The organism is Pseudovibrio axinellae (assembly GCF_900110875.1).
In the GTDB taxonomy this organism is placed as follows: Bacteria; Pseudomonadota; Alphaproteobacteria; order Rhizobiales; family Stappiaceae; genus Pseudovibrio; species Pseudovibrio axinellae.
On sequence record NZ_FOFM01000009.1, the window covers coordinates 50,905 to 72,445 of the forward strand.

At 49.0% G+C, this 21,541-nt stretch carries 20 protein-coding genes; 10 read left to right on the plus strand and 10 right to left on the minus strand.

Annotated features, from left to right (window positions below):
• Positions 1 to 63 precede the first annotated feature (63 nt).
• From BMZ51_RS17680 to BMZ51_RS17690, 3 genes are all read left to right on the plus strand, one after another.
• Positions 64 to 1,692 (plus strand): ABC transporter ATP-binding protein, encoded by a 1,629-nt coding sequence (locus BMZ51_RS17680; RefSeq protein WP_161941211.1) that lies wholly within the window; start codon positions 64 to 66, stop codon positions 1,690 to 1,692.
• Positions 1,693 to 1,719: 27 nt separating this feature from the next.
• Positions 1,720 to 2,433, plus strand: coding sequence for a S8/S53 family peptidase (locus BMZ51_RS17685; RefSeq protein ID WP_068004858.1), 714 nt, complete (start codon positions 1,720 to 1,722; stop codon positions 2,431 to 2,433).
• Between the two features lie 189 nt (positions 2,434 to 2,622).
• Entirely contained in the window at positions 2,623 to 3,819 is a 1,197-nt protein-coding gene (locus tag BMZ51_RS17690; RefSeq protein WP_068004856.1) for a benzoate/H(+) symporter BenE family transporter, read from the plus strand.
• Between the two features lie 12 nt (positions 3,820 to 3,831).
• Here the strand turns inward: BMZ51_RS17690 and BMZ51_RS17695 are convergent, their stop codons facing one another.
• From BMZ51_RS17695 to BMZ51_RS17720, 6 genes are all read right to left on the minus strand, one after another.
• Positions 3,832 to 4,245: a GFA family protein gene (locus tag BMZ51_RS17695; protein ID WP_068004854.1), complete on the minus strand. Its 414-nt coding sequence runs from the start codon at positions 4,243 to 4,245 to the stop codon at positions 3,832 to 3,834.
• 130 nt (positions 4,246 to 4,375) lie between these two features.
• Positions 4,376 to 5,236 (minus strand): ATP-binding cassette domain-containing protein, encoded by an 861-nt coding sequence (locus BMZ51_RS17700; RefSeq protein ID WP_068004852.1) that lies wholly within the window; start codon positions 5,234 to 5,236, stop codon positions 4,376 to 4,378.
• Positions 5,233 to 6,093 carry an ATP-binding cassette domain-containing protein gene (locus tag BMZ51_RS17705; RefSeq protein ID WP_068004850.1) on the minus strand — a complete coding sequence of 287 codons (861 nt, stop codon included), beginning with the start codon at positions 6,091 to 6,093 and terminating at the stop codon, positions 5,233 to 5,235. The genes BMZ51_RS17700 and BMZ51_RS17705 overlap by 4 nt, the downstream gene beginning before the upstream one ends.
• 11 nt (positions 6,094 to 6,104) lie before the next feature.
• Positions 6,105 to 7,034 (minus strand): ABC transporter permease subunit, encoded by a 930-nt coding sequence (locus BMZ51_RS17710; RefSeq protein ID WP_175485045.1) that lies wholly within the window; start codon positions 7,032 to 7,034, stop codon positions 6,105 to 6,107.
• An 11-nt stretch (positions 7,035 to 7,045) separates the two neighbouring features.
• Entirely contained in the window at positions 7,046 to 7,969 is a 924-nt protein-coding gene (gene oppB / locus BMZ51_RS17715; protein ID WP_068004848.1) for an oligopeptide ABC transporter permease OppB, read from the minus strand.
• A 94-nt stretch (positions 7,970 to 8,063) separates the two neighbouring features.
• The gene (locus BMZ51_RS17720; protein WP_068004841.1) at positions 8,064 to 9,692 is read right to left on the minus strand and encodes a peptide ABC transporter substrate-binding protein; all 1,629 of its coding nucleotides are present in this window, start codon (positions 9,690 to 9,692) and stop codon (positions 8,064 to 8,066) included.
• A 498-nt stretch (positions 9,693 to 10,190) separates the two neighbouring features.
• Between BMZ51_RS17720 and BMZ51_RS17725 the strand changes: the two genes are divergently transcribed.
• Positions 10,191 to 11,669, plus strand: coding sequence for a UbiA family prenyltransferase (locus BMZ51_RS17725; RefSeq protein WP_074882209.1), 1,479 nt, complete (start codon positions 10,191 to 10,193; stop codon positions 11,667 to 11,669).
• Positions 11,669 to 12,121, plus strand: coding sequence for a GtrA family protein (locus tag BMZ51_RS17730; RefSeq protein WP_068004840.1), 453 nt, complete (start codon positions 11,669 to 11,671; stop codon positions 12,119 to 12,121). Before BMZ51_RS17725 ends, BMZ51_RS17730 begins: the two co-directional genes overlap by 1 nt.
• Positions 12,122 to 12,125: 4 nt before the next feature.
• On the opposite strand, the gene BMZ51_RS17735 is transcribed toward BMZ51_RS17730, so the two are convergent.
• Positions 12,126 to 13,367: a glycosyltransferase family 39 protein gene (locus tag BMZ51_RS17735; protein WP_068004837.1), complete on the minus strand. Its 1,242-nt coding sequence runs from the start codon at positions 13,365 to 13,367 to the stop codon at positions 12,126 to 12,128.
• A gap of 160 nt (positions 13,368 to 13,527) precedes the next feature.
• Here BMZ51_RS17735 and BMZ51_RS24775 point away from each other — a divergent pair, with 160 nt between their 5' ends.
• Both BMZ51_RS24775 and BMZ51_RS17745 read left to right on the plus strand, forming a co-directional pair.
• Positions 13,528 to 13,896, plus strand: a complete 369-nt coding sequence (locus tag BMZ51_RS24775; RefSeq protein ID WP_074882211.1) for an MFS transporter — start codon at positions 13,528 to 13,530, stop codon at positions 13,894 to 13,896.
• A gap of 233 nt (positions 13,897 to 14,129) precedes the next feature.
• Positions 14,130 to 15,392 (plus strand): multidrug effflux MFS transporter, encoded by a 1,263-nt coding sequence (locus BMZ51_RS17745; protein WP_068004835.1) that lies wholly within the window; start codon positions 14,130 to 14,132, stop codon positions 15,390 to 15,392.
• 34 nt (positions 15,393 to 15,426) lie between these two features.
• On the opposite strand, the gene BMZ51_RS17750 is transcribed toward BMZ51_RS17745, so the two are convergent.
• Together BMZ51_RS17750 and BMZ51_RS17755 are read right to left on the minus strand one after the other, a co-directional pair.
• Positions 15,427 to 15,813 (minus strand): hypothetical protein, encoded by a 387-nt coding sequence (locus BMZ51_RS17750; protein ID WP_068004834.1) that lies wholly within the window; start codon positions 15,811 to 15,813, stop codon positions 15,427 to 15,429.
• A gap of 157 nt (positions 15,814 to 15,970) precedes the next feature.
• Positions 15,971 to 16,324 carry a VOC family protein gene (locus BMZ51_RS17755; protein WP_068004833.1) on the minus strand — a complete coding sequence of 118 codons (354 nt, stop codon included), beginning with the start codon at positions 16,322 to 16,324 and terminating at the stop codon, positions 15,971 to 15,973.
• A gap of 471 nt (positions 16,325 to 16,795) precedes the next feature.
• Between BMZ51_RS17755 and BMZ51_RS24350 the strand changes: the two genes are divergently transcribed.
• Positions 16,796 to 16,978 (plus strand): invasion associated locus B family protein, encoded by a 183-nt coding sequence (locus BMZ51_RS24350; RefSeq protein ID WP_208979564.1) that lies wholly within the window; start codon positions 16,796 to 16,798, stop codon positions 16,976 to 16,978.
• Between the two features lie 415 nt (positions 16,979 to 17,393).
• On the opposite strand, the gene BMZ51_RS17765 is transcribed toward BMZ51_RS24350, so the two are convergent.
• On the minus strand, positions 17,394 to 18,362 hold the full coding sequence (locus tag BMZ51_RS17765; RefSeq protein ID WP_068004894.1) for a quinone oxidoreductase family protein: 969 nt from the start codon (positions 18,360 to 18,362) through the stop codon (positions 17,394 to 17,396).
• Between the two features lie 100 nt (positions 18,363 to 18,462).
• On the opposite strand from BMZ51_RS17765, the gene BMZ51_RS17770 reads away from it, so the two are divergent.
• Both BMZ51_RS17770 and BMZ51_RS17775 read left to right on the plus strand, forming a co-directional pair.
• Positions 18,463 to 19,317, plus strand: coding sequence for a LysR family transcriptional regulator (locus BMZ51_RS17770; RefSeq protein ID WP_068004893.1), 855 nt, complete (start codon positions 18,463 to 18,465; stop codon positions 19,315 to 19,317).
• Positions 19,318 to 19,624: 307 nt separating this feature from the next.
• Positions 19,625 to 21,403, plus strand: a complete 1,779-nt coding sequence (locus tag BMZ51_RS17775) for an ABC-F family ATP-binding cassette domain-containing protein (protein ID WP_068004831.1) — start codon at positions 19,625 to 19,627, stop codon at positions 21,401 to 21,403.
• Positions 21,404 to 21,541 lie beyond the last annotated feature (138 nt).

The following is a 21,541-nucleotide window of genomic DNA, read 5'->3' on the forward strand; positions in this document are numbered from 1 at the left end:
AAGAGGCCGGGTGCAAACAAACCTGATCAGCCTATAAGCCCTTTCCAACGACTTTGCCAACTCGTGTTTGGCACTCAGGCATCGCACTGGCTTGAGCCAATTATTGCGCCATTTCGGCTGAAACTTTTGTTCCTCATCGGGTTGGGGATGTTCTCATCGATCCTCGCCCTGACCCCTCCTTACCTGACTAAGCTGGTAATTGATGATGGCCTAATGGCGGGCGACAGGTCAGCTCTAATCACCTGGTCACTTGCACTTCTTGGTCTTGGTATGCTTGCACTCGCGTTAGGTGCAGTTAATAGCCTGATCCATATGCATTATTCTGTCTCGATGCTTGCGCAATTGCGAGGTTGGCTTGTGCACACAGTCTTGAAATCGCATCCAGGCTGGCGGTCAAACCAGCAGACTGGTGATCTGTTAAGCAGGCTTGATGGTGATGCAGGAGAAGTACAGCAGTTTGCTTTCAATGCCTTACTTACTGGTCTTTCCTCGATGTTCCGCCTCATTGGCGGAGTAGCGATGCTCATGGTCTTGAACTGGCAACTGGGATTAATTGCTATGGTATTGGCACCGATCGAAGGTGCATTTCTGGCATGGGCACGCCCGAAGACAGAAAATCACGCACGAGCAGTACGAACTCAAAAGGGAAAATTTGCCTCCCGCCTTGCTGAGATGCTTCACGGCCTCGTCACAATCAGAATGATCGGTGCTGAAGGCGCATCTAACGAGGCCATCTTGCGTGATCAAACCGGCCTCAACCGTGACCTGTTATCGGCCCAAAGATGGGGCGAATTTACCCGGGCGATACCGCAGGCCCTTTCCGCAGTCATGCGTGCAGCTATATTCCTGATTGGGGGGCTGATGGTTCTTGATGGTCGTTGGCCTCTAGGATCACTCATCGCATTTTTGAGTTATCTCGGTTTTATGACGGGACCAATGCAGTCCCTGCTTGGTCTATGGCATGCACAAGCTCGCGCAAAGGCATCCTTGTCGCGACTAAACGAACTCGTGCAGGAAACACACCAAAACCACCCCCCTCTCAACCTGAGCAATATAGATGGTGAGAGTTCCGTCCTTGATCTTCCAGAGGCCGCAAAAATTCGTCTGGCTGGCCCAAGTGGGTGCGGAAAAACCCGTTTTCTATCGAATTTCAGGTTTCCAACACCCACCTTAAAGGGAGTTGTACGCTTGCACGGAATGAAACTTGAGGATTGGTCTCTTGAAGAGCTTAGGAGGGACGTCGCCTTTGTTCCGCAAGTCCCATTTTTAATTCGCGGCACAGTTCGAGAAAACCTCACGCTGATCAACACCGAAAGCTCAGAGACGGAGCAAATCAAGTGTCTGGAATTGGTTGGGCTTCTCCAACGCTTCACAGGTCGGCAGCGCAAAGGCGAATGTATTCACTCTTGTCTGGACGTGATGATCGGCGAAACTGGCCTCACGCTTTCTGGCGGCGAACGTCAACGCCTTTGTCTGGCGCGGGCGCTTTTGACCAAATTCAGTGTGCTTATACTTGATGAAGCTCTGTCTGAAGTCGATCCTGAACAAGTTGGCCGGATTATCAAGATCATTGATGCAAAGTGGTGCCATACGACCCGCATCATCACTACTCATGGCATGGCTGACGCACATGGTGCGTTCGATATGGTGATTGAGCTACCTGAACACCGTGCCTTGGAGGTTGCAAATTAGGGTGCCGGTTCTGGACGGGAAAGTGATATGAAAAAACTAAGAATTGCGCTTATTGATGGGCCGTTACCAGAGAGTTATCCAGGGCTACGTAAGCAGGTTTGGGTTTCACAACGCGATCAATCAGCCAATTTCAAGTCAACCTCAGAGCATTGTCAAGACACCCCAGCGCGTCAACATGCAATGTCTATGGGTGATGCAATAACCGTGCATCAAGCTTCAATCGAGCTGGTCAATTATGTTGTTTTTTCCGAAAAGCTGACCACCACTCATGACCATGTCCTCGCTGCACTCCGCCTCGCATCAGATGACAACATAGACCTCGTTCACTGTTCCTTAGGTCTGACCCAAAACACGTTCTCGCTCTCTACCACCGTTAAGGCATTGCAAAATAGTGGATGTAGTGTCGTGGCATCAGCTGTTGCACAAGGGGGGCCTGTGTTCCCAGCTGCGCTTCCATGTGTTATATCCGTACAGGGCGATGCTAGGTGTGGAGGGGACGACTGGTCCAACCTTAATCTCCCACATGCAAAATTTGGTGCACATTCAGGTACCAAGGGCGATGCAATTCGCGGAGCCAGTCTAGCCGCGGCTCATTTCACAGGCCTACTTGCCCGTCAGCTACAAAACCGAAGCTTGCTTGCGAGTGGCAACACATCCAACACCTTAGGCCCATGCCTCGATTTTTTCCAAAACAATGCCAAGTATCAGGGGCGTGAGAACCGAACCCTTTCCGGGGTTTAATTAAACCCACCGGAAATTGAAAAGCACGGCGAGTTTTATTGAGGATAATTCACATTATTAAGTCGGTTGAGCCCTTGCTCACCGTACCTGTGCTGATAGCATTGTGGTCATATTACCTCATGCATTAAACCAGCTCTCTGTTCCACGATCGAGAGTGGTTCATACCAAAAAAATTACCGAAGGGCGCAAATGCACTCATCATTTTCAGCCAGCGCTACCAGTGCTGGAATCCTGTCCGCGTTCGTTGGGTTTGCCAGCTCATTTGCAATCGTTTTGCATGGGCTAAGTGCTGTAGGGGCTACGCCTGAGCAAGCGACATCCGGCCTTATGGCGCTTGCAATTGCTATGGGTTTATGCAGTATCCTTTTCAGCTTATGGAAGCGCATGCCAATCACCGTTGCATGGTCAACGCCGAGTGCGGCACTTCTGGCGACTTCAGGCATTCCTGAGCAAGGGTTTTCCGCCGCCGTCGGAGCCTTCATATTTGCCAGTGTTTTGGTCGTCATCACCGGTCTCTGGAGACCTCTTGGACGTTTTGTTGAGCTGATTCCAGTCACTCTTGCACAAGCCATGCTCGCCGGTGTCATTCTGCCGTTATGTTTGATCCCGTTTGAAGCTGTTACACAACTCCCTGCCCTTGCTCTTCCGATCGTTTTGACTTGGTTTGTTATTGGCCAGATCAGCCGTCTTTTTGCCGTGCCTGCCGCCCTCCTGTGCTTTTTTGTCGTTCTATATTTCCAAGCAGATCTGTCCGAACTTACATCACTTGCGGCGGTGCAAGCACCGGTATTTGTAATGCCTGTTTTCTCTTTGAGTGCTTTAATCGGAATAGGGATTCCAATCTATATCGTGACCATGGCCTCCCAGAACATCCCGGGTATCTCAATCCTGCGTTCATTCGGGTATCAGCCAACACCTGGCCCATTATTCAGCTGGACTGGAATAGCGTCTACACTGAGCGCGGTATTCGGTGGGCATGGGGTATGCCTCGCCGCGATCACCGCCGCAATATGCGCAAATGAAGACGCACACAAAGAGCCATCCAAGCGATATTGGGCTGCTGTGGTGGCGGGCATCGTCTGCGTTATTTTCGGAGTATTTGCCGCCGGTTTAGTCGGCTTGGTCGAGCTGGCACCACGCATACTTATCGGAAGCGTTGCAGGACTAGCATTGATCGCGACTTTAACAACTTCCGTTCAAGGAATGCTGAAAGAGGAAAAGGGCCGCGAACCTGCTATTCTAACCTTCCTGATTACAGCATCCGGCTTGTCATTTTTCGGGATCGGCGCGGCATTTTGGGGGCTACTCGTAGGGTTGGTTCTCAAGTTCTGGCTTGATTGGAGACAGAAAGGCCTGCGAAGCGAACCAACGGTGGAAGAGGCATAAGGACGAACCTCTTTATACCTTTTCTGGCAATTCATCGAAGTGCGGTGCAGCTTCTAACTTGTCATCCCAGTTTGCCCTGCTTGCATGAAAAATATGCGCTGAAGGCTCCGTTTTTACAGGTGTATCCAGGGAGCCGGCTGGCACAACAAGAAAGCTATTTTCATGGTCGTAAGTGGGAACTGGAGAACCACAACTTTCACAAAAACTGCGTTTGTGCTGGGTAGAAGGAACGTTGTAGGACTTAACTGCTCCCGCGCCTCTGCTAAAGGAGAACTCAGCGTCAAACGAAAATAGATTTGAGCCATGAGCAGACCCGCTGCCTTTTCGGCAATGACTGCAATGGCAAAAGAAGAACTTTTTGAATGTGCCTTGAACTTCAAATTGAACGGTTCCACAGAGGCACGAGCCCGTATGTGCTGTAGTCATAATAATGGCCTTGAGAAGCAGAGCGTAATGAGGCTCTCACTGTTACAGTGATCAAGCTTAAATGCAAAGCAAAAAAGTGGCGGAGCAAAGGCTCCGCCACTTTTCGTCCCACCCATTCTGATAGGCTTGTTTACGTACCCGCAGCCAGTGCGCGGCGCTCGGCAATGCGCTGGCGCTCCACGATTGGGTCCGGCGTTGGCACGGCGTTGATAAGCTCACGGGTGTACGGGCTTTGCGGATTATGAATAACATCATGCGCATCCCCCAACTCCGCGATATCACCAAACTCCAGAACCATGATGCGGTTGCTGATATGCTTCACAACACTCAGATCATGCGCAATGAACAACAAGGAAAGACCCAGTTCTTTTTGGAGATCCATCAGCAGGTTCACCACCTGCGCCTGAACGGACACATCCAGTGCCGAAACTGGTTCGTCACAAATGATCATCTTTGGATTGGTGATCAAAGCACGGGCGATCCCGATACGCTGACACTGCCCGCCAGAGAATTCGTGAGGGTAACGGTTGATCATTCTCGCAGATAGACCAACCTTCTCCATGAGTTCGCGTACACGTTTTTTAGTTTCATCCTTGGACGTTTTCGGAAAATGCGTCTTCAAAGGCTCCGCGATAATCTGGCCCGCTGTGAGGCGCGGGTTCAAGGATGCAAGCGGATCCTGGAAGATCATCTGGATTTCCTTGCGGATTCCCAAAAGCTCCTTTGGATTCATCTTCATCAAATCACGGCCCTGCCAAATGACCTCGCCAGCCTGCGCCGGGATCATTCGGATGATAGCACGTGCAAGGGTAGACTTACCGCAGCCAGATTCACCGACGATGCCTAGTGTTTCGCCCTCAGCAAGGTCGAATGAAACACCTTTCACAGCGCGCAGGATATCTGGTTTGTGCCAGGGAAGGGCATTTTGTTTTTTGATCTGGAATTCCACCCGCATATCGCGGACGGATAGGATTGGCTCGCTCTTACTCAAAGCTGTTCCTCCGCCATCTGGGCTTCAAAGCTGCGGTCGAGTGTCATCAAACGCTCTTCATCCTGATCCAAACGCGGAACCGCGCTGAGCAGGCCCTTTGTATATGGGTGAGTTGGGCTACCGAAGATGTCTGTTGTCAGGCCCTGCTCCATCACTTCGCCTTGGTACATCACCATTGTACGCTCACAAGAACCTGCAACGATGCCAAGGTTATGAGTGATCAAAACAATTGCCATGTGGAATTCTTCTTGAAGTTCCACCAGCAGGTCCATAATGCGAGCCTGCACGGTTACGTCCAAAGCGGTCGTCGGCTCATCAGCGATCAAGAGCTTTGGCCGACATAGCAATGACATTGCAATCATAACGCGTTGCCGCATTCCACCAGAAAACTCGTGCGGGTATAGGTGAATGCGGTCTTTTGCATCTGGAATCTTAACAGATTCCAGCATCCGTACACATTCGGCAATCGCATCCTTTTTCTTCATGCGTTTGCCGTCAGGCGCATTGTAAATGAGCGTTTCCGCCATCTGATCTGAAATGCGCAAGTACGGGTTCAATGACGTCATCGGATCTTGAAAGATCATCGCGATTTCATTGGAACGCAGCTTATTCATTTCATTTTGAGAAAGCCCGATAACTTCCTGGCCCTGATATTTGATTGAGCCGGAAACCTTTGCATTGTGAGGAAGCAAGCCCATGGTTGCAAACGCCGTCTGGCTTTTGCCCGAACCTGACTCACCAACAATTGCAAGCGTTTCGCCCTTATCAACTGTTAGGCTCACATCTTTTACGGCCTCAACAACACCTTCTGGTGTGTCGTAGGTGATCCGCAGATTTTGGATATCTAAGAGTGCCACGATATCACCTCCTACCGTTCTTTAGGATCGAGTGCATCACGCAGACCGTCGCCGATAAAGAAAAAGCTGAACAGAGTTATGATGAAAAAGAACATCGGGAACACAAGCTGCCATAAAGTGCCGTACTGCATGTTTCCCGCCCCTTCATTGATGAGCGCCCCCCAACTTGTGTTGGGTTCTTGAACACCAAGGCCGAGGAAAGAGATGAAGCTTTCCGTGAGGATCATCTGCGGAACAAGAAGCGTTGCGTACACAACCACGACACCCAACAGGTTCGGCACGATGTGGCGCAGGATGATCGTCAATGGTTTAACACCCGTGGCAATCGCCGCTTCGACAAACTCTTTGTTTTTCAGTGAAAGCGTTTGGCCTCGTGCGATACGCGACATGTCGAGCCATGATATCAATCCAATACCCACGAACAACATAAATAATGAACGCCCGAACACCACCAGAAGCAGGATTAAAACGAACATGTAAGGGATAGATTGGATGATATCTACAAAGCGCATCATCACATTATCGACTTTACCGCCGGTATAGCCCGCAATCGCACCATAAAGTGTTCCCACGATCACAGCGATCAACGCACCAACGACGCCAACCATCAAGGAGACCTGTGTACCTTGAATAACGCGGGAGTATAGATCCCTACCGAGTTGATCAGCCCCAAAAAAGTGACCATTCTCGATGTTTGGCGCGCCCAACTCGGCAATTTGACCCAGAATTCCCCAGTCAATTTCCTCGTTAGACCACACGGCTATGGTCCGACCAAAAACCGAAAAGACAACAACAAGGCTTAGGACAATCAGACTAACAACTGCGGCTTTGTTATGAAAGAAACGGCGTCTTGCGTCCGCCAGCAGCGAGCGGCCTTTAACTTCTTCTTGAGCAGCAAGATTTTCTGCAAACTGCTCCATTTTTTGAACATCTACCATCATGTGCTCAGCCCTCAGTATCTGATCTTAGGGTCGACCCATGCGTACAGGATGTCGACAATCAGGTTGAAGAGAATGGTGAGACCGCCAATGAGAATGGTGATGCCCATCATAACGGCATAGTCGCGGTTGAGCGCAGAGTTGACGTAGGACTGTCCAATACCACCCGTTGAAAAGTACATATCAATGATCACAGAACCAGTGATCATGGAAACAAATGCAGGGCCGAGGTAGGACATGACCGGTAACAGCGCTGGCTTGAGAGCGTGTTTAAAGACGATCACCCGGTATGGCAGCCCTTTTGCCATGGCTGTACGAATGAAATTGGTATGCAGAACTTCCAGCATGGAAGAGCGGGTCAGTCGTGCGATAGAGGCCATATAACTGGTCGACAGTGCAATCACAGGCAAAATCAAGTGGTTCCATTGCCCACCATTCCAGCCCCCACCGGGAAGCCAACCAAGCCATAACGTGAAGACTAGCACAAGAAGAGGCGCCATCACGAAGTTTGGGAGAACCTGCGCACCAACCGAGATGCCTACGGCGAAATAGTCGAGCCAGCTGTTTTGCTTGAGCGCTGCTGCGATACCAAGCGCGCCTCCAACAATAACAGCAACTGCGAATGACAGAAAACCGTAGGTCAGCGTGACCGGGAAGCCGGTCGATATGATATCATTTACACTTCGGTCCTTGTATTTAAAGGACGGGCCGAAGTCGAAACTCGTAATAATTCCACCAATATAGTTGATTATCTGGACGTAAATTGGCTCATCCAGACCATACTTAGCCTCGATATTCGCCAGTACTGCAGGTGGAAGGGGGCGCTCTGATGTGAATGGGCCGCCGGGGGCCGCATGCATGAGCAAGAAGGAGATTATGATGAGTAGCAGCAATGTTGGTATTGCGATGGCTACTCTTCTTAGGATGTAGCTGAGCATTGTTATTAATGTCTCTTATGAAGAACGGGTCTTTCAGCGACAAATTGATGCAAGAACACCGGCGTCATGGACACCGGTGTTCTTGATCGCGGTATTACTTAGCAACCTTGTAAAGGTTCTTGGCATACCAGTTTTGTTCAGCGTTTTTGATTGGCCAGTTCTTCAACTGAGCATTCATCATGTACGTGTTGGTGTAGTGATAGATCGGAATAACAGGCATTTCAGCTGCCATGATCTCTTCAATACGGGTGTAGTTACCCTGTGGTTGTGCAGAGGATTTTGCATCTGCCAACAGCTTATCAACTTCAGCATTGGTAAATTTGCCGTCATTATAACCGGAGTTTGTGTCCATCAGGTCCAAGAAGGTTGATGCTTCGTTGTAGTCACCACACCATGCACCACGAGCAAGTTCAAAGTTCCCGTTGCGGCGCTCATTCAGGAATGTTTTCCATTCCATATTATTCAAGGTAACTTCAACACCTAGCTTTTGCTTCCACATCTGGGTCATCGCAATAGCGACTTTCTTGTGAGCCTCTGAGGTGTTGTAGACCATATCAAATTCGAGCGGATTGTCCTTGGTGTAACCCGCAGCTTCTAAAAGCTCTTTTGCTTTTGCATCACGCTCAGGCTGCGACCACCCGGCATAATCTACTTTAGGCACTTCGAAGCCAGCAGTTACAGCAGGCGTAAAGGTGTAGGCTGGGAACTGGCCACCCTGTATAACAGCGTCGGTGATTACACGACGATCAATTGCGTATGCCAGTGCCTTACGAACCCGAGCATCTTGGAACTTTTCAGGTCCAGATGCAGACTGGTTGAAGGTATAGTAGTAAGAACAAAGACGCGGGAACACCACGGCTTGATCTGGGTATTCTTTCAGGAGACGCGGGAACTGACCAGCTGGCGTTTCAGTACGGTCAGTCTCGCCTGCAAGGTAACGGGTCAAAGCAACGTTTTCATCGTTAATTACAAGGGCTTCAACCTTGTCGATAATGGTACTTTCGTTATCCCAGTAGTTGGTATTACGCTCCATACTAACAGTTTCCTGCGGAACGTGCTTTACCATTTGGTATGCACCGTTGGAAACGATGTTTCCTGGCTTGGTCCACTCAGTACCATGCGCTTCAATAGCCCATTTTGGAGATGGGAATGTGGTCGCATGTGTGGTCATCAATGCAAAGTATGGCAGTGGCTGAGTCAGCTTAACTTCCAATGTATGGTCATCGAGAGCTTTAACACCAAGCGCAGAGGCTTCCATATCCCCGGCAATAACTTCCTTCGCATTTTCCAGCGACATCAGCTCCATGTACCAAGCATATGGTGAGGCATTCGCAGGGTCAGCAGCGCGCTGCCAGCCATATACGAAGTCACCTGCTGTTACAGGCTTGCCATCGGACCATTTTGCATCGTTACGCAGCTTAAAAGTATAAGTCAGGTTGTCATCAGAAACAGCATGGCTCAGAGCAACACCTGGAACCAGATTGCCAAGGTTGTCCTGGTTGTACAGACCTTCAAACAGGTTGCGCACGAGCTCAGAACCAGAGACGTCCTCTACAATAGCCGGATCAACAGAAGAGTGCTCATCAAGAACGCGATATGTAAATGTCTGGTCGTCAGCGAGTTTTTCGCCGGTTTCTGGATGAACGCCCGCAGCAAATGCAGAGGTAGAAAGCAATGCGGTGCCAACTACACTCGCCAAAAGATAGCTTTTGCTGAATTTCATCTAGGAATCTCCTCACTACATCGGTCGCCTGTTCCCCAACAGCGCCGACTTGAATACATATTCTCAATAGGGTCTAGAGCTCACCTCAATCATAAGGTGACCTCGAAAAATTGCATATTTTCCTGAGAGCAACGCAAAATTGAAATTATTTGCACTTTAGCAGCTCCCCACGAGTGGCTTTATGCTCAGTTCCCCTCGCTGCTGGCATATACGCATATCCCGGTACGTACCTTAACGTAGTTTTTATCTTATTCAATTGTATTCTTCGCTAGACGGGCACACTGCGGCTTTTGTCCAAGTAGGTTTCGGTACAATGATTCTCTTTCAACCTTGCTCAATCCTTACGTTCCTAAGTGTTTACGGTGTTTTTTTACCTAATAAATTTTCCAAGGAAAACTATCCGAAACATTCAAAACTCACGTTAACCAAAAAATCGAGTAATTGATTAGGTATTAATGGCACATACTATTTGCAGGGCAGAGTCTTCAGGTGGGGAATATGGAAGACCAACAGGAAGTTTATTCATCTGCGGATACAGATCTACAGATTCCGCTTGTTTTGGACGTCGACTACACGCTCATAAGAACAGATTGTTTCTATGAGGCTCTGGTGCTGTTCATCAAAGCAAACCCATTGAATTTATTAATTGTTTTCTATTGGCTCCTCAAGGGCAGGGCTTATGTAAAACAACAGCTTGCGGTCCATGTAGATTTAAAGATTGATCATTTACCTTTAAACGAGAGTGTTGTTGCTTATGCTCGCTCTGAAGCTGCAAAAGGCCGCAAAGTGCACATGGCAACGGCCGCAGACGAGATTCTCGCTATCGCGATAGCAAAACGACTCGGTTTTGTGGAAGAAATTCTCGCAAGTGATGGCAAGATCAATCTAAAAGCCGAAAACAAAGCTGCCTTACTAAAGCAAAAGTTTCCAGATGGCTTTGCCTACGCGGGAGACAGTATATCTGACCTCCCAGTTTTTAGGAGCGCCGTGCAGTCGCTCATCGTCCATCCCTCCAATAGTTTTTGGCAAAAGGCCGCAAAATGTGGGGTCATTGAGAAGACTTTTATCCGGCCAGACGGATTTTGGCGGCCATTTTTAAAAAGTCTGCGATTGCATCAATGGGCAAAGAACACACTGGTCTTTGTGCCGATGATACTGGGGGGACAGGCTTTAAACGCCTCTGCATGGGCCAGCGCATTGCTTGGCTTTATAGCCCTTGGGGTTCTGGCGTCTTCAACGTATCTGCTCAATGACCTGTGGGATCTGGAGGCAGACCGGCAGCACTGGAGTAAGAAGAACAGGCCGTTAGCGTCGGGAAAATTAAAAATTGTCCACGCCCTGCTCGCCATACCAATTGGCCTTGCACTCAGTTTTACAATTGCAGCATTTTTGGGTGTCGCGGTGGTAATTGGCTGTTTTGTCTATCTGGTCACGACAGTTTCGTATTCCCTTTATTTCAAGCGGCTCCCTCTGCTCGACACAGCTATTTTAGCAGCTCTCTTCACCATGCGCCTTGGTATAGGCGTAGCCCTTGTTGGTGTGCCGCCCTCCCCCTGGCTGTTTGTTTTTTCGATGTACTTGTTCCTCTCGCTGTCTATGGCTAAACGCCACACCGAATTGGCACGCCATATAGAAACAGGAACCAGACACGAACTATCAGGGCGCGGATACCGCAACATAGACCTGCCGGTCTTGCTCGCACTGGGAACCGCAAGTGGCCTTGCGGCGACATTGGTGATGGTCCTTTACCTCACGAATGAAGCATTCAATGCAGCCTTCTACTCTGCTCCAGCTCTTTTATGGGGCATGCCGCCTGTGCTCTTCCTCTGGCTTGGCAGGGTGTGGCTTAAGTGCCAGCGATTGGAACTCAACGACGACCCTGTCGTCTTCGCCCTAAAGGACAAACAAAGTTTAGTCCTCGGCGGCGTGTTGACCCTGCTCTTTCTAAGCGCATCCTTTGGAGGCTATCTAATCTAATGATTGTTGCACGACTTGCCGCGCTCAAAGTTTCTTATGACACCACCCCAGAATTCAAGCAGGTCGTCCGCTTCCTGCTCGCAGGCGGATTTGCTGCCTTCGTAAACTGGGCACTAAGGATCGGCCTAACCGTTTTCATGCCGTTCTGGTTAGCAGTGCTACTGGCCTACTTTTTAGGTATGAGCATCGGCTTCACGCTGTACAAACATTTTGTTTTCAGCAGAGCTGCCAAACCAGAAAGCGTGAAACGACAAATACTCATATTTCTCGGCGTAAACATGTTTTCCGCAACTGTCGTCCTCGGGCTGTCAGTTGGGCTCAGCGCGAGCTTCCAAACAGTTCTGCCACTCTTCATGGCCCAAGCACTCGCCCATGGTCTTGCCATCGGCATAGGGGCTCTGACCAATTATTTTGGGCACAAACTTCTCACTTTCCGCGCAAATTCAACATAACAGCTCAAACGTTCACGGCGAAGGCAAGTACTTGCATAACAACGCTTAAAAACAACGCCTGAGCAACCAGCAACGCAAATATCCCCTTATCAACGCTCCTCACCGTCCTAACAACAAACAACATCATCAACGGCAACCAGTCCAAGGTGTAGCGTTGCACAGAATATTGCGAAAAGCCGTTTGAGTGATAAAAAAGCGTTAGACCGGCGATAAGCAATATGGTCAGAACCGCAAACAAATACTCGCGGCTCCATTGGGCCAGGAAAAAGTAAAACAGGAAGGGAGCGCCGATAAAGAGCGCAATTCCTTTGTCGCCAAAACCGCTTAGCTGTGTCAGGTACCTCCCAGAAAACTCTACATCAGGTCCCTGAACAAAGAAGTGAACCAAATTAAAAAGAAAGTAATCGCGATGGAAAAGCCCTAGCTCCTGCACACGGTGTTCAATCCACGCCGTCAAAGGTTTTCTCAGAGCCTCCCATTCTGGCGGGAAAATGTAGGCGTAACCTGTTTGCAGCGGATCGCCGAACCGCGCGTAGTTGTAAGCAAAGTATACTAAAATGGCGCAGGCTGGAAATACGGCCAGTTTAAGAAATCGCCGGAAACTCTCCACATTGATAGCAAAGACAGATCTATCTGGTGACGACATCAAGACAAAGAAAAAGGGCATATAAAGAATGCTCATCTGGCGGCTCAAAAAGGCAAGCCCGATGAACAAACCAACCAGCCAGGCATTCTTTTTCACCAGAGCGGACCAAAGCGCAAGTGAGGTCAGCATCACCGCAACGGCCTGAGCAAAAAACCAAATTCCATCTGCTCGTAGCACGCTATATTGCAGAGGTGTCGCAAATAAGAATGCGAGAACCAATAAGGCTGCTAGCTGTCTGTCAGTTTGGTAAACTCGAGAAACCTGCCACCACACGACTGCGGTAACGGTAAAGCACAGCGTGCCTAACACAATAAAATGCTGGAAACTGGCACCAAAAATTGCAACGAATGGCAGCGCAATGAGGGCTGGGACTGGCGGGAAGATAACAAAGATTTTTTCTTCAAACAGCGCGCAGTCGAGGTCAAAACAACGAGTAGCATCGAACCTGCCTTGCAAGAAGGCTTCTGCAAGTAACGCATAAGAATTGCTTTCCGGCTGCTCGCCAAGAATACGAAAGACAATCGCTGCCAACAGAATAACAGACAGCCCGCCGACCACAAACGGCAGGAGCGCCTCTCGAAAGCGTTCAATAAAAACCATGATGCCCCCCCAAATATATGAGAGTAATAACATCAAGTTTCCTAGTGTATTCTTAAGAGGCTAACCCGATTTTCAAAGTGGAGCTGATAAGAAACCAACTTAGGGAGAAACCGAAATAAAAAGCCAGGATACGCTGGAATTTGTAGCTCTGATATCAACTTTGATAAGCCTTAAAGCACTTTCGGTCCACGCTGTTTTACCTGCACTTTCAGCCATCGGACGAGACCTGGATATTGTAAGTTCGCAAAACATAGGGCTCATAACTTCAGGATTTTTCCTCGGCCTGAGCCCTGGGCAGCTTATACTTGGTCCTGCCTCGGACCGTTTTGGCAGAAAACCAACCATCTATGCTGGTACTGCTCTGTTCGTTCTTGGTTCAATTTTGACCACAATGGCAACCGTGAGTAAGCACTACAAAAGAGACGAGTTGATCGACGTTTTATTGTGGCACAGATTCACCGGTACAAATTTGCTAAGTGTGGTCCCCCAAGATAGGATACTTGCGTTCCGCCAAGCAAATAAATCCTGAGCCCTTGAACGAATTAAAGAACGGGCAAGCTACCCAGACGTGGACCAACAGGGTCGCTTCATCGCACCGAAATAGCCAAAATGGCCTTTTATTAGAATTTATCTCATTTCTTGATTTCAGCGATGTTGGCTGTTAGGAGAGAAAGCTCACTCCCACAGACTACGCCGAAATCACGGCAGATCCTGAACTAAGGGCTTTAAACCAAATCAGGATCAAGACAGGAATATATTGAAATGTCGGACACTCCCAAAACCGCAGGTGCGAGCCTGGGACCGGTTGAATTTGTCGCCCTTATGGCTTCGCTGACATCCCTCACAGCACTTTCAATCGACGCCGTTCTGCCAGCTTTTTCTGTCATTACAAAAGACCTGAAACTCGAAAATCCCAATAATATCCAGTTTATTATCTCTGCATTATTTCTGGGTTTGAGCCTGGGGCAGTTTATTTTTGGTCCGGTCTCTGATCGGTTTGGAAGGAAACCAGCCGTCTATGCAGGTTCTGTGGTGTTTGCGATTGGCGCAATCCTTGCTGCGACTGCAACATCTTTGCCAATGATGATTTTTGGTCGACTGCTACAGGGCATCGGCGCAAGTGCGCACCGCACAGTGGTTATGGCGATTATTCGCGATAACTATGCTGGTGCTGAGATGGCGCGCATTCTATCATTCGTTACAGCTGTATTTATTATTGTACCCACCTTAGCACCTTTGCTCGGTCAGGCTATCCTGCTTGCAGCGGGGTGGCGTGCGATCTTTGTCATCATGCTCATTATGGCATCTGTTGGATGCATCTGGCTCGCTTTGCGACAACCAGAAACCTTAAAGCCAGAAAACCGCAGGACGATAACTCCCCGTGTTTTATGGGCTGGAGTTTTAGAGGTTACAAAGCACAGGGCAACGCTGTTTTACACGGCGGCAACAGGCTTCATTTTCGGTGCGATGATGAGCTATCTAAGCATGGCCCAGCCAATATTTGCAGATATTTACAACATCCACGAAACGTTTCCACTTTATTTTTCGGGCATTGCGATCGTCTTTGGCATTGCCTCTATTGTGAATGGCAGGCTCGTAAGACGTATCGGCTTGCAGAAAATGTGCCGTCTGGCGCTTAGCGTCCAGCTGGCGGCTAGCATTATCTTTCTTCTCTATCTAGTCCTTGTAAACCCCACGCCTACCCTATGGCAGTTCATGAGTTATCTTTCAGTCGCGCTTTTCTGCCAACCAATGTTGAATGGAAACCTCAACGCGATGTCTATGGAGCCACTTGGTCACTTAGCCGGATTGGCTGCAACCCTGATTGGTGCCTCAACCACCTTCATCGCGCTCATACTCTCAGTAATCGTAGGGCGCTTCTACGATCAAACCTTGTTACCACTATCAGTCGCATTTTTCGTTTTTGGTAGTGTGGCGCTCCTGCTGGTAACCATCGGGTCAAAGCTACAACGAGCTGAAGAAACCGCTTCAAACATTGGTCTATCAGCTAAGGCCAACGCTTAACCTGCAAGATACAACAGAAGATAATTGATGCCGGCTATTGTTTTTTGGGAAGTGTTCTCACCCAAGGAATAGCCGGCATTTCCACGCCAGCTCCAGGGAACCAATCGTCGCGCACGTCTTCATGACCTTCTTTGGTGCAAACGATCTGAGCATCTTTGTACTCTTGCGGAATAACAAGCTGCCCAGGACTCTTAACGTGAAGATTCTCAGCAAACCCATCCAAAACGCACTCGGCACCGGATGGGTTGGTCTCAATGGAAACAACATATGCATCAGACGGTGCCGTCGATAAATCAGGTTCAACATCACTTGATTGGCACGCAACAAGCAGTGTCCCTAATGTAGCTATAAAGCTGGCACCAGCCCCACACGAAATGAAAGAGCGGAAGTGACTGCTTTTTGAAACTTTAGCAAAGCGCACGCGAATCTCCTGAGATGCAGTTCCACTTGGAAGCTACGCGCATTCGCAAAGTTGGGTGAACCCCCAAATTAAACATGACTATTTATGCGGTACCGCTTTGCGAAGGTCACATAACATTACCCGCCTAAATGATTTTGGAAACGGGACCGTCCTTTGTTTAACTGTCTGACCACACCGCCAATTCATTGTTGTTTGGGTCGAGAAAATGAAAGCGGCGCCCTCCAGGAAACGAGAATATTTCACGGCAAATTTTCGCACCGTGTAAGACTAGCGTTTCTCGTAATTTTTCCAGATCATTTGCATATAAAACGACAAGTGCTGCGCCACTTGCCGCGGAGGATGAGAGGGCTGACTTAAAAAATCCACCGTCAAACTCACCATCGTTGAAAGCGATATATTCAGGCCCAAAATCTTTGAATTTCCACCCAAGTGCGTTGCCATAAAAAGTCTTCACAGCTTCTAAGTCTGCGGCTGGCAGTTCGATGTAATTGATCTTTCCAGACCCTGTCATTTTATGACCCTTTAAAGAGTGCAGTAACAATTATCCTAGACCAAATTACACGCAGCGTCTCATATAACGAGCGACATGCTCTCGTCTGCCTGTAAATCTTGAATATTGCGAGCGCTTAATATGAGTGTGATGATACAGCCATCCCCTCATCATAACAGTAAGCAAGGTATCGAGCTGAAAATTCTAGATTTTCTTATCTTCAAAACTGCAACTCTAACGGTGTTCGCTGTTTCTTGTGTTAGCGCGACATCGAGTTTTGCCCAGCCCGCACAAAATGATGTTACGGGAGTGGTTAGCAGCCCCAAAATGACTACTCATCAGCACGGAGACTGCGTATTGGTGTGTTATGACCCGGCAATCAATAGCTTAAGCTGTCAGATTAAGCAGCGCGTAGTGCATTTCGAAAGTAGCCGGAACATTCTTCAAATGATGACCTATAACTCAAAAGACAAGAGTGATATCGCATAATATGTGCTCTCACTCGATTTTCTATTGGGACCAGGTGTCGGTGTAAATGTTGGAGACCACCAGGCAGTAGCACGCATGAGCCGCTGCACTGCAATCGGGTGCGTCATAGAAGGTAAAACGGAAGACGCTTTCACCAAAGCAATGAAGGCGGTAACAGAGCAAGGGCGATTTGTGATTATGTCCTAAGCTGGCACAAAAGTCGGCATCAACTTCTCTACTTCCGGCTTCACAAAAGCCTATAACGAGATGCGAGACCAAAACACTCAATAAGTCTCACAAACGCTTAGAGGCTTAACAACAGAGCTGCTGGCATTCAGACCAATGAATACACATAGGGCATGGTCAGAACAATGCGGTTCGGCAGGCTGGTTTGTCGTTGATGCTCTCTGACTGAAGTGATGGTGGCTCTGGTTTTCGAACAACTCTGGATAAGAGAAAACCGCGCTGTAAGAAACGTCGGCGATTTCCCTTTTTGATAGATGTGCTTGTCGACAGAGATCCTTAGCTGGTTCAGCCGCAGAAAATATAACTATGGCCATGCGATGGAATTCATTATTTGAAGACGCGCTTGCGCTTTATTAAGATAGGAACGAGCCTTGGTTCAGGTTGGCAAGAGAATAGTACTCCCAGTTGTTCTGCCTGCTTCCAATTCTGTATGTGCAAGCGCTGCATCCGTGAGAGCATACTCTGCTCCGATCGCGTTAATGAGCCCCGACCTCAAGGCAGAAAACAAGTCCGTTGCTGCTAACCTATAATCTGCAATGTTCTTGATATAGGCAATCACGCTCGGCTGGCTCAACTTGATAGACCCGATCTCTTCAACGTGGAGGGGAGGAACCGCCCCGGCCGGTTGGCCTAGATTTGCAAGAGTTCCAAACGGCCGTATACAGGCGATGGTTTGCTTCAACATATTTCCACCAATGCCATCGCAGGCAAGGTGAACACCTTGGCCTCCTGTAAACTCTATCACTTTTTTCGCCCAGTTTGGATCACTGTGAAGGAAAACAGCCTTCGCGCCTGCATTTTTTGCGATCGCAATTTTTCTTTCAGAACCAACCGTAGCAATAACGATGGCCCCAAGTTGCGTCGCCCACCGAGATACCAATTGCCCTAACCCACCTGCTCCGGCATGCACAAGGACAAACTCCTTTGCGCTAACCGAATGAACCCGGCGTAAAATCATTTGGGCTGTTAACCCACGTAGCATACTACTGCCTACCAACCTGTTCGAAAGGTCATCTGGCACCCCAATTAAGCAACCTTGCGGAATGTTTCTAGTCTCAGCATAGCTTCCAGGTGGGGTAGCAGCATAAGCAACCCGTTGTCCCACATGGAAATTTGCAACATTGGTCCCCACAGCTACAACGACACCAGCCCCTTCAACACCAAGCACTGCAGCGAATTGAGGGAGAGGGTAAAGGCCTTTGCGATGATAAATATCGACGTAATTAACGCCAATTGTGGTCTGGCGAACTTGAACCTCCTCAGGGGTGGGGTCCGGCACAACAGTGTTCACCGTTGCAAAGACTTCGGGGCCACCAACGGTTTGTAATTCAATAGATAACGACAATTTTCCAGCTCCAGTTGAAACACTTGCTCTGCCAAAATACACATCTGAAAAGAAGAGAAAATTCCTGTAATTTGCCCAGCTCATGTGCAATAATGCACATATGTTTGATTGGCAGGACCTCCAATTCTTTCTAGCACTGTCCCGTTCGGGCTCCCTGTCTGCCGCAGCCCGCGATCTAGGTGTGGATCATGCTACTGTTGGTCGTCGCGTCTCCTCCCTAGAAACGGCCCTTAACCTCAAACTCGTCGATCGCCTTCCGCGTCATTGCCCGTTGACCGACAATGGCCGCCTCATATCTGCACTAGCAGAGGATGTTGACGGGTTGGCTCATGAGATCAAACGCTTGGCAAAAGGTGCAGCCACATCATTGTCAGGTACAGTTCGCATCAGCGTACCGCCCGCTTTGTCAGCTTGCTGTATAGCGCCTCAGCTCGCCTCACTCCGACAACGCTACCCAGAGCTGAAAATCACATTATTGAGCTCGCCCGATTTTGCAGACGTTGGCCGCGGAGAAGCAGACATTGCTTTACGCTTGAGCCAACCCAAAGAAGCTGACGCCATTACCCGCAAAGTCGCGGCAATAGGCTTTGCTGCATACGCAACACCCGAATATATGGCTCGCCCCGCATATTCTTGGGAGTTTATCGCCTTTGACAGTGGTATGGATCAGGCGCCGCAACAGCAGTGGTTACAAGGCATACTGAAGGGCCGTTCCATTGCTTTAGAGGCAAGTGACCTTTTTGCGCAGGAGGTGGCGGCTCAAGCTGGTGCAGGGGTTGCTGTGCTGCCGACCATTGTTGGAGATAAGAATCCAGCGCTATCAAGAGTAGAGACTGACGTTCCTCCGCCAATAAGAGACCTATGGATCATAACCTACCCAGACTTGCGTCGCTCGCCGTTAATTCGCGTGACAATGGACTTTTTGATTGAGTGTTTTCGCGGTAAATCCTCTTGAAAACACAATCAAGTCAAAGGCCTCTAGTGTTGGCGTTACCTTTAAAGGCGGCTTAGCCTCGGCGAAAACCAAAGCCCTTGCATACCGAACTGCGCGATCTTAAGCCAAGATATAAACGCGTTCATATGGTCATGCGGAAGATAGGCCGATCTCGAGATCCAAATAAGATGTGTGATGCAAAGTCCCTTATTCTACCAAAAGCTGTTGTTTTGTTCGTGCACCTTGTTCTGACAACTCTTGGATGCATGACCATCTTTCTCTAAACTGTCGTCTTTGTTCATGTCGGAACATTGGGGGAGAATATTCGATGGCAAAATCCAGTGGCACGCCGTTGATAACCGTGAGCGGTCTTTCGCAGCAATCGCCAGAACAACAGCTATTTGAGGACCTCTCCTGCGGTTTGAATGTCGGTGACCGCATCGGTCTCGTTGGACATAATGGATGTGGTAAATCGACTTTCCTAAACCTTCTTGCAGGTCGAAGTCAGCCAAATGAAGGCAGCATTTCTGTTTCTCGCGCTGCTATAGTTTCGTGTGTTGAACAACACCTTCCCAACCACTTGATTGAATTGAGTCTGGCGGACGCTGTTCGAGAAGCCCTACCAGCAGATAAGCGCGATTGGATGAGCTGGAAGGTGGACATCAAACTCCCGGAAATAGGGTTTGAACCGCATCAGTCGCAAGTGCTTTGTAAAGACTTAAGTGGCGGGCAAGTCACCCGGTTGATGCTTGCACGAGCATTGATGAGTGAACCGAACCTCTTGCTGTTAGATGAGCCAAGCAACCACCTGGACCTGCCAACCATCATTTGGCTTGAGAACTTCCTGAAGTCGTGGAAGGGAAGCTTTCTGATCATTTCCCATGACGCGAACCTGCTGGATGCTGTCACTACCCACACTTGGGTTCTACAGGACCGAAAACTACAGGCGTTCAATTTACCCTGTACCACTGCATTGCAAGTACATCAGGTTTTGCTCGAGGGCAGGATCTCCCAACGCGAGGCAGAAAGCAAAGAAATCAAACGGGTGGAAGCCAGCGCAAAACGTATCGCTGAATGGGGCAAGACATTTGATAACCCAAGCCTTTCCCGCAAGGCCAAGTCTATGGAGAAATTGGTCGACCACATGAAAGAGGACCAAACCGAAGCCGTGGACGGTTACCCTTGGAACCTCTCCATTGGCGGAGAGAAGATTCAAGCGGACCGATTAGTTCAGCTCAAAAACCTCCCTATAACGCCGGCAGGTGTCCCAGTAATTTTATACAGGGTGGAAGAGAGGGTTATTCGGCCTGGAGATCGGATCGCCGTCATGGGTGCCAATGGCTCGGGTAAGTCCAGTCTACTGCGTTGTTGTTGGGAAAAGCGCTTGAGCGAAGCGGGGGAAGTTGCGGTACATCCAAGATGCAAGATCGCCTTTTACGATCAAACACTCCAGCAGTTGCCCAATAATGCAAACCTAGTGGAAGGGATGGTAACAGTAGCTGAAACGCTTGGCGTAGATCTGCGTGCTGAGGATTGTGAAAAGATCATTATTGGCGCCGGTTTCAAATACAGTCAGTTACAGCAAAAAGTTTCACAATTAAGCGGAGGTGAGCGAGCGCGATTGCTTCTCACATCCCTCTCTCAGGCTAAATCAAACCTCTTGATGCTGGATGAGCCAACTAACCATTTGGACCTGTACGGAAGAAACGAGCTCTCCAATCAACTACAATCGTTCAATGGAGCCTTGCTCCTGGTATCGCACGACAGACATCTTGTGGAAGCAACATGCAACCGTTTTTGGGTGGTGCAAAATGGAGCACTACAAGAGGTGAATGACGTTGAAGCAGCTTATTCTATGATCGCAGCCACCGAGCCAAAGCCCCAAGTTGATCCCAGCGTGTTGAAAGAAAGTGTACTGGTCGAACTGGCAGAAACCGCTATTCCGAGCAGCGACGATGCGGAAGAAACCCTTGAACGCTTGATTGAACTGGAAGAGTTGATGGAGGCTGACCTAGCACGCCGCCCAAATCGACAGTCTCCTCATTTACATGGCAAGTGGAAGGACGAAATAGAACAGCTCCAAAAACACCTAGAGTTAGGTAACTAAACTTATTTACTTCAGAAGTACACGTGGAAATTGCGGTCTAGGTATCAAAACATGAGCCAGATTAAGAGTTTATGGGGACTCAACAACCTAAACTCAGCTACCAACATTCCTGAGAGATTCAAATCGTCAACTCGCCTT

Coding starts and splice junctions, on each gene's coding strand:
- BMZ51_RS17685 (WP_068004858.1), top strand. CDS start 1,720: ATGAAAAAACTAAGAATTGCGCTTATTGATGGGCCGTTACCAGAGAGT.
- BMZ51_RS17690 (WP_068004856.1), top strand. CDS start 2,623: ATGCACTCATCATTTTCAGCCAGCGCTACCAGTGCTGGAATCCTGTCC.
- BMZ51_RS17695 (WP_068004854.1), bottom strand. CDS start 4,245: ATGACTACAGCACATACGGGCTCGTGCCTCTGTGGAACCGTTCAATTT.
- BMZ51_RS17710 (WP_175485045.1), bottom strand. CDS start 7,034: ATGATGGTAGATGTTCAAAAAATGGAGCAGTTTGCAGAAAATCTTGCT.
- oppB (WP_068004848.1), bottom strand. CDS start 7,969: ATGCTCAGCTACATCCTAAGAAGAGTAGCCATCGCAATACCAACATTG.
- BMZ51_RS17720 (WP_068004841.1), bottom strand. CDS start 9,692: ATGAAATTCAGCAAAAGCTATCTTTTGGCGAGTGTAGTTGGCACCGCA.
- BMZ51_RS17725 (WP_074882209.1), top strand. CDS start 10,191: ATGGAAGACCAACAGGAAGTTTATTCATCTGCGGATACAGATCTACAG.
- BMZ51_RS17730 (WP_068004840.1), top strand. CDS start 11,669: ATGATTGTTGCACGACTTGCCGCGCTCAAAGTTTCTTATGACACCACC.
- BMZ51_RS17735 (WP_068004837.1), bottom strand. CDS start 13,367: ATGGTTTTTATTGAACGCTTTCGAGAGGCGCTCCTGCCGTTTGTGGTC.
- BMZ51_RS17745 (WP_068004835.1), top strand. CDS start 14,130: ATGTCGGACACTCCCAAAACCGCAGGTGCGAGCCTGGGACCGGTTGAA.
- BMZ51_RS17755 (WP_068004833.1), bottom strand. CDS start 16,324: ATGACAGGGTCTGGAAAGATCAATTACATCGAACTGCCAGCCGCAGAC.
- BMZ51_RS17770 (WP_068004893.1), top strand. CDS start 18,463: ATGTTTGATTGGCAGGACCTCCAATTCTTTCTAGCACTGTCCCGTTCG.
- BMZ51_RS17775 (WP_068004831.1), top strand. CDS start 19,625: ATGGCAAAATCCAGTGGCACGCCGTTGATAACCGTGAGCGGTCTTTCG.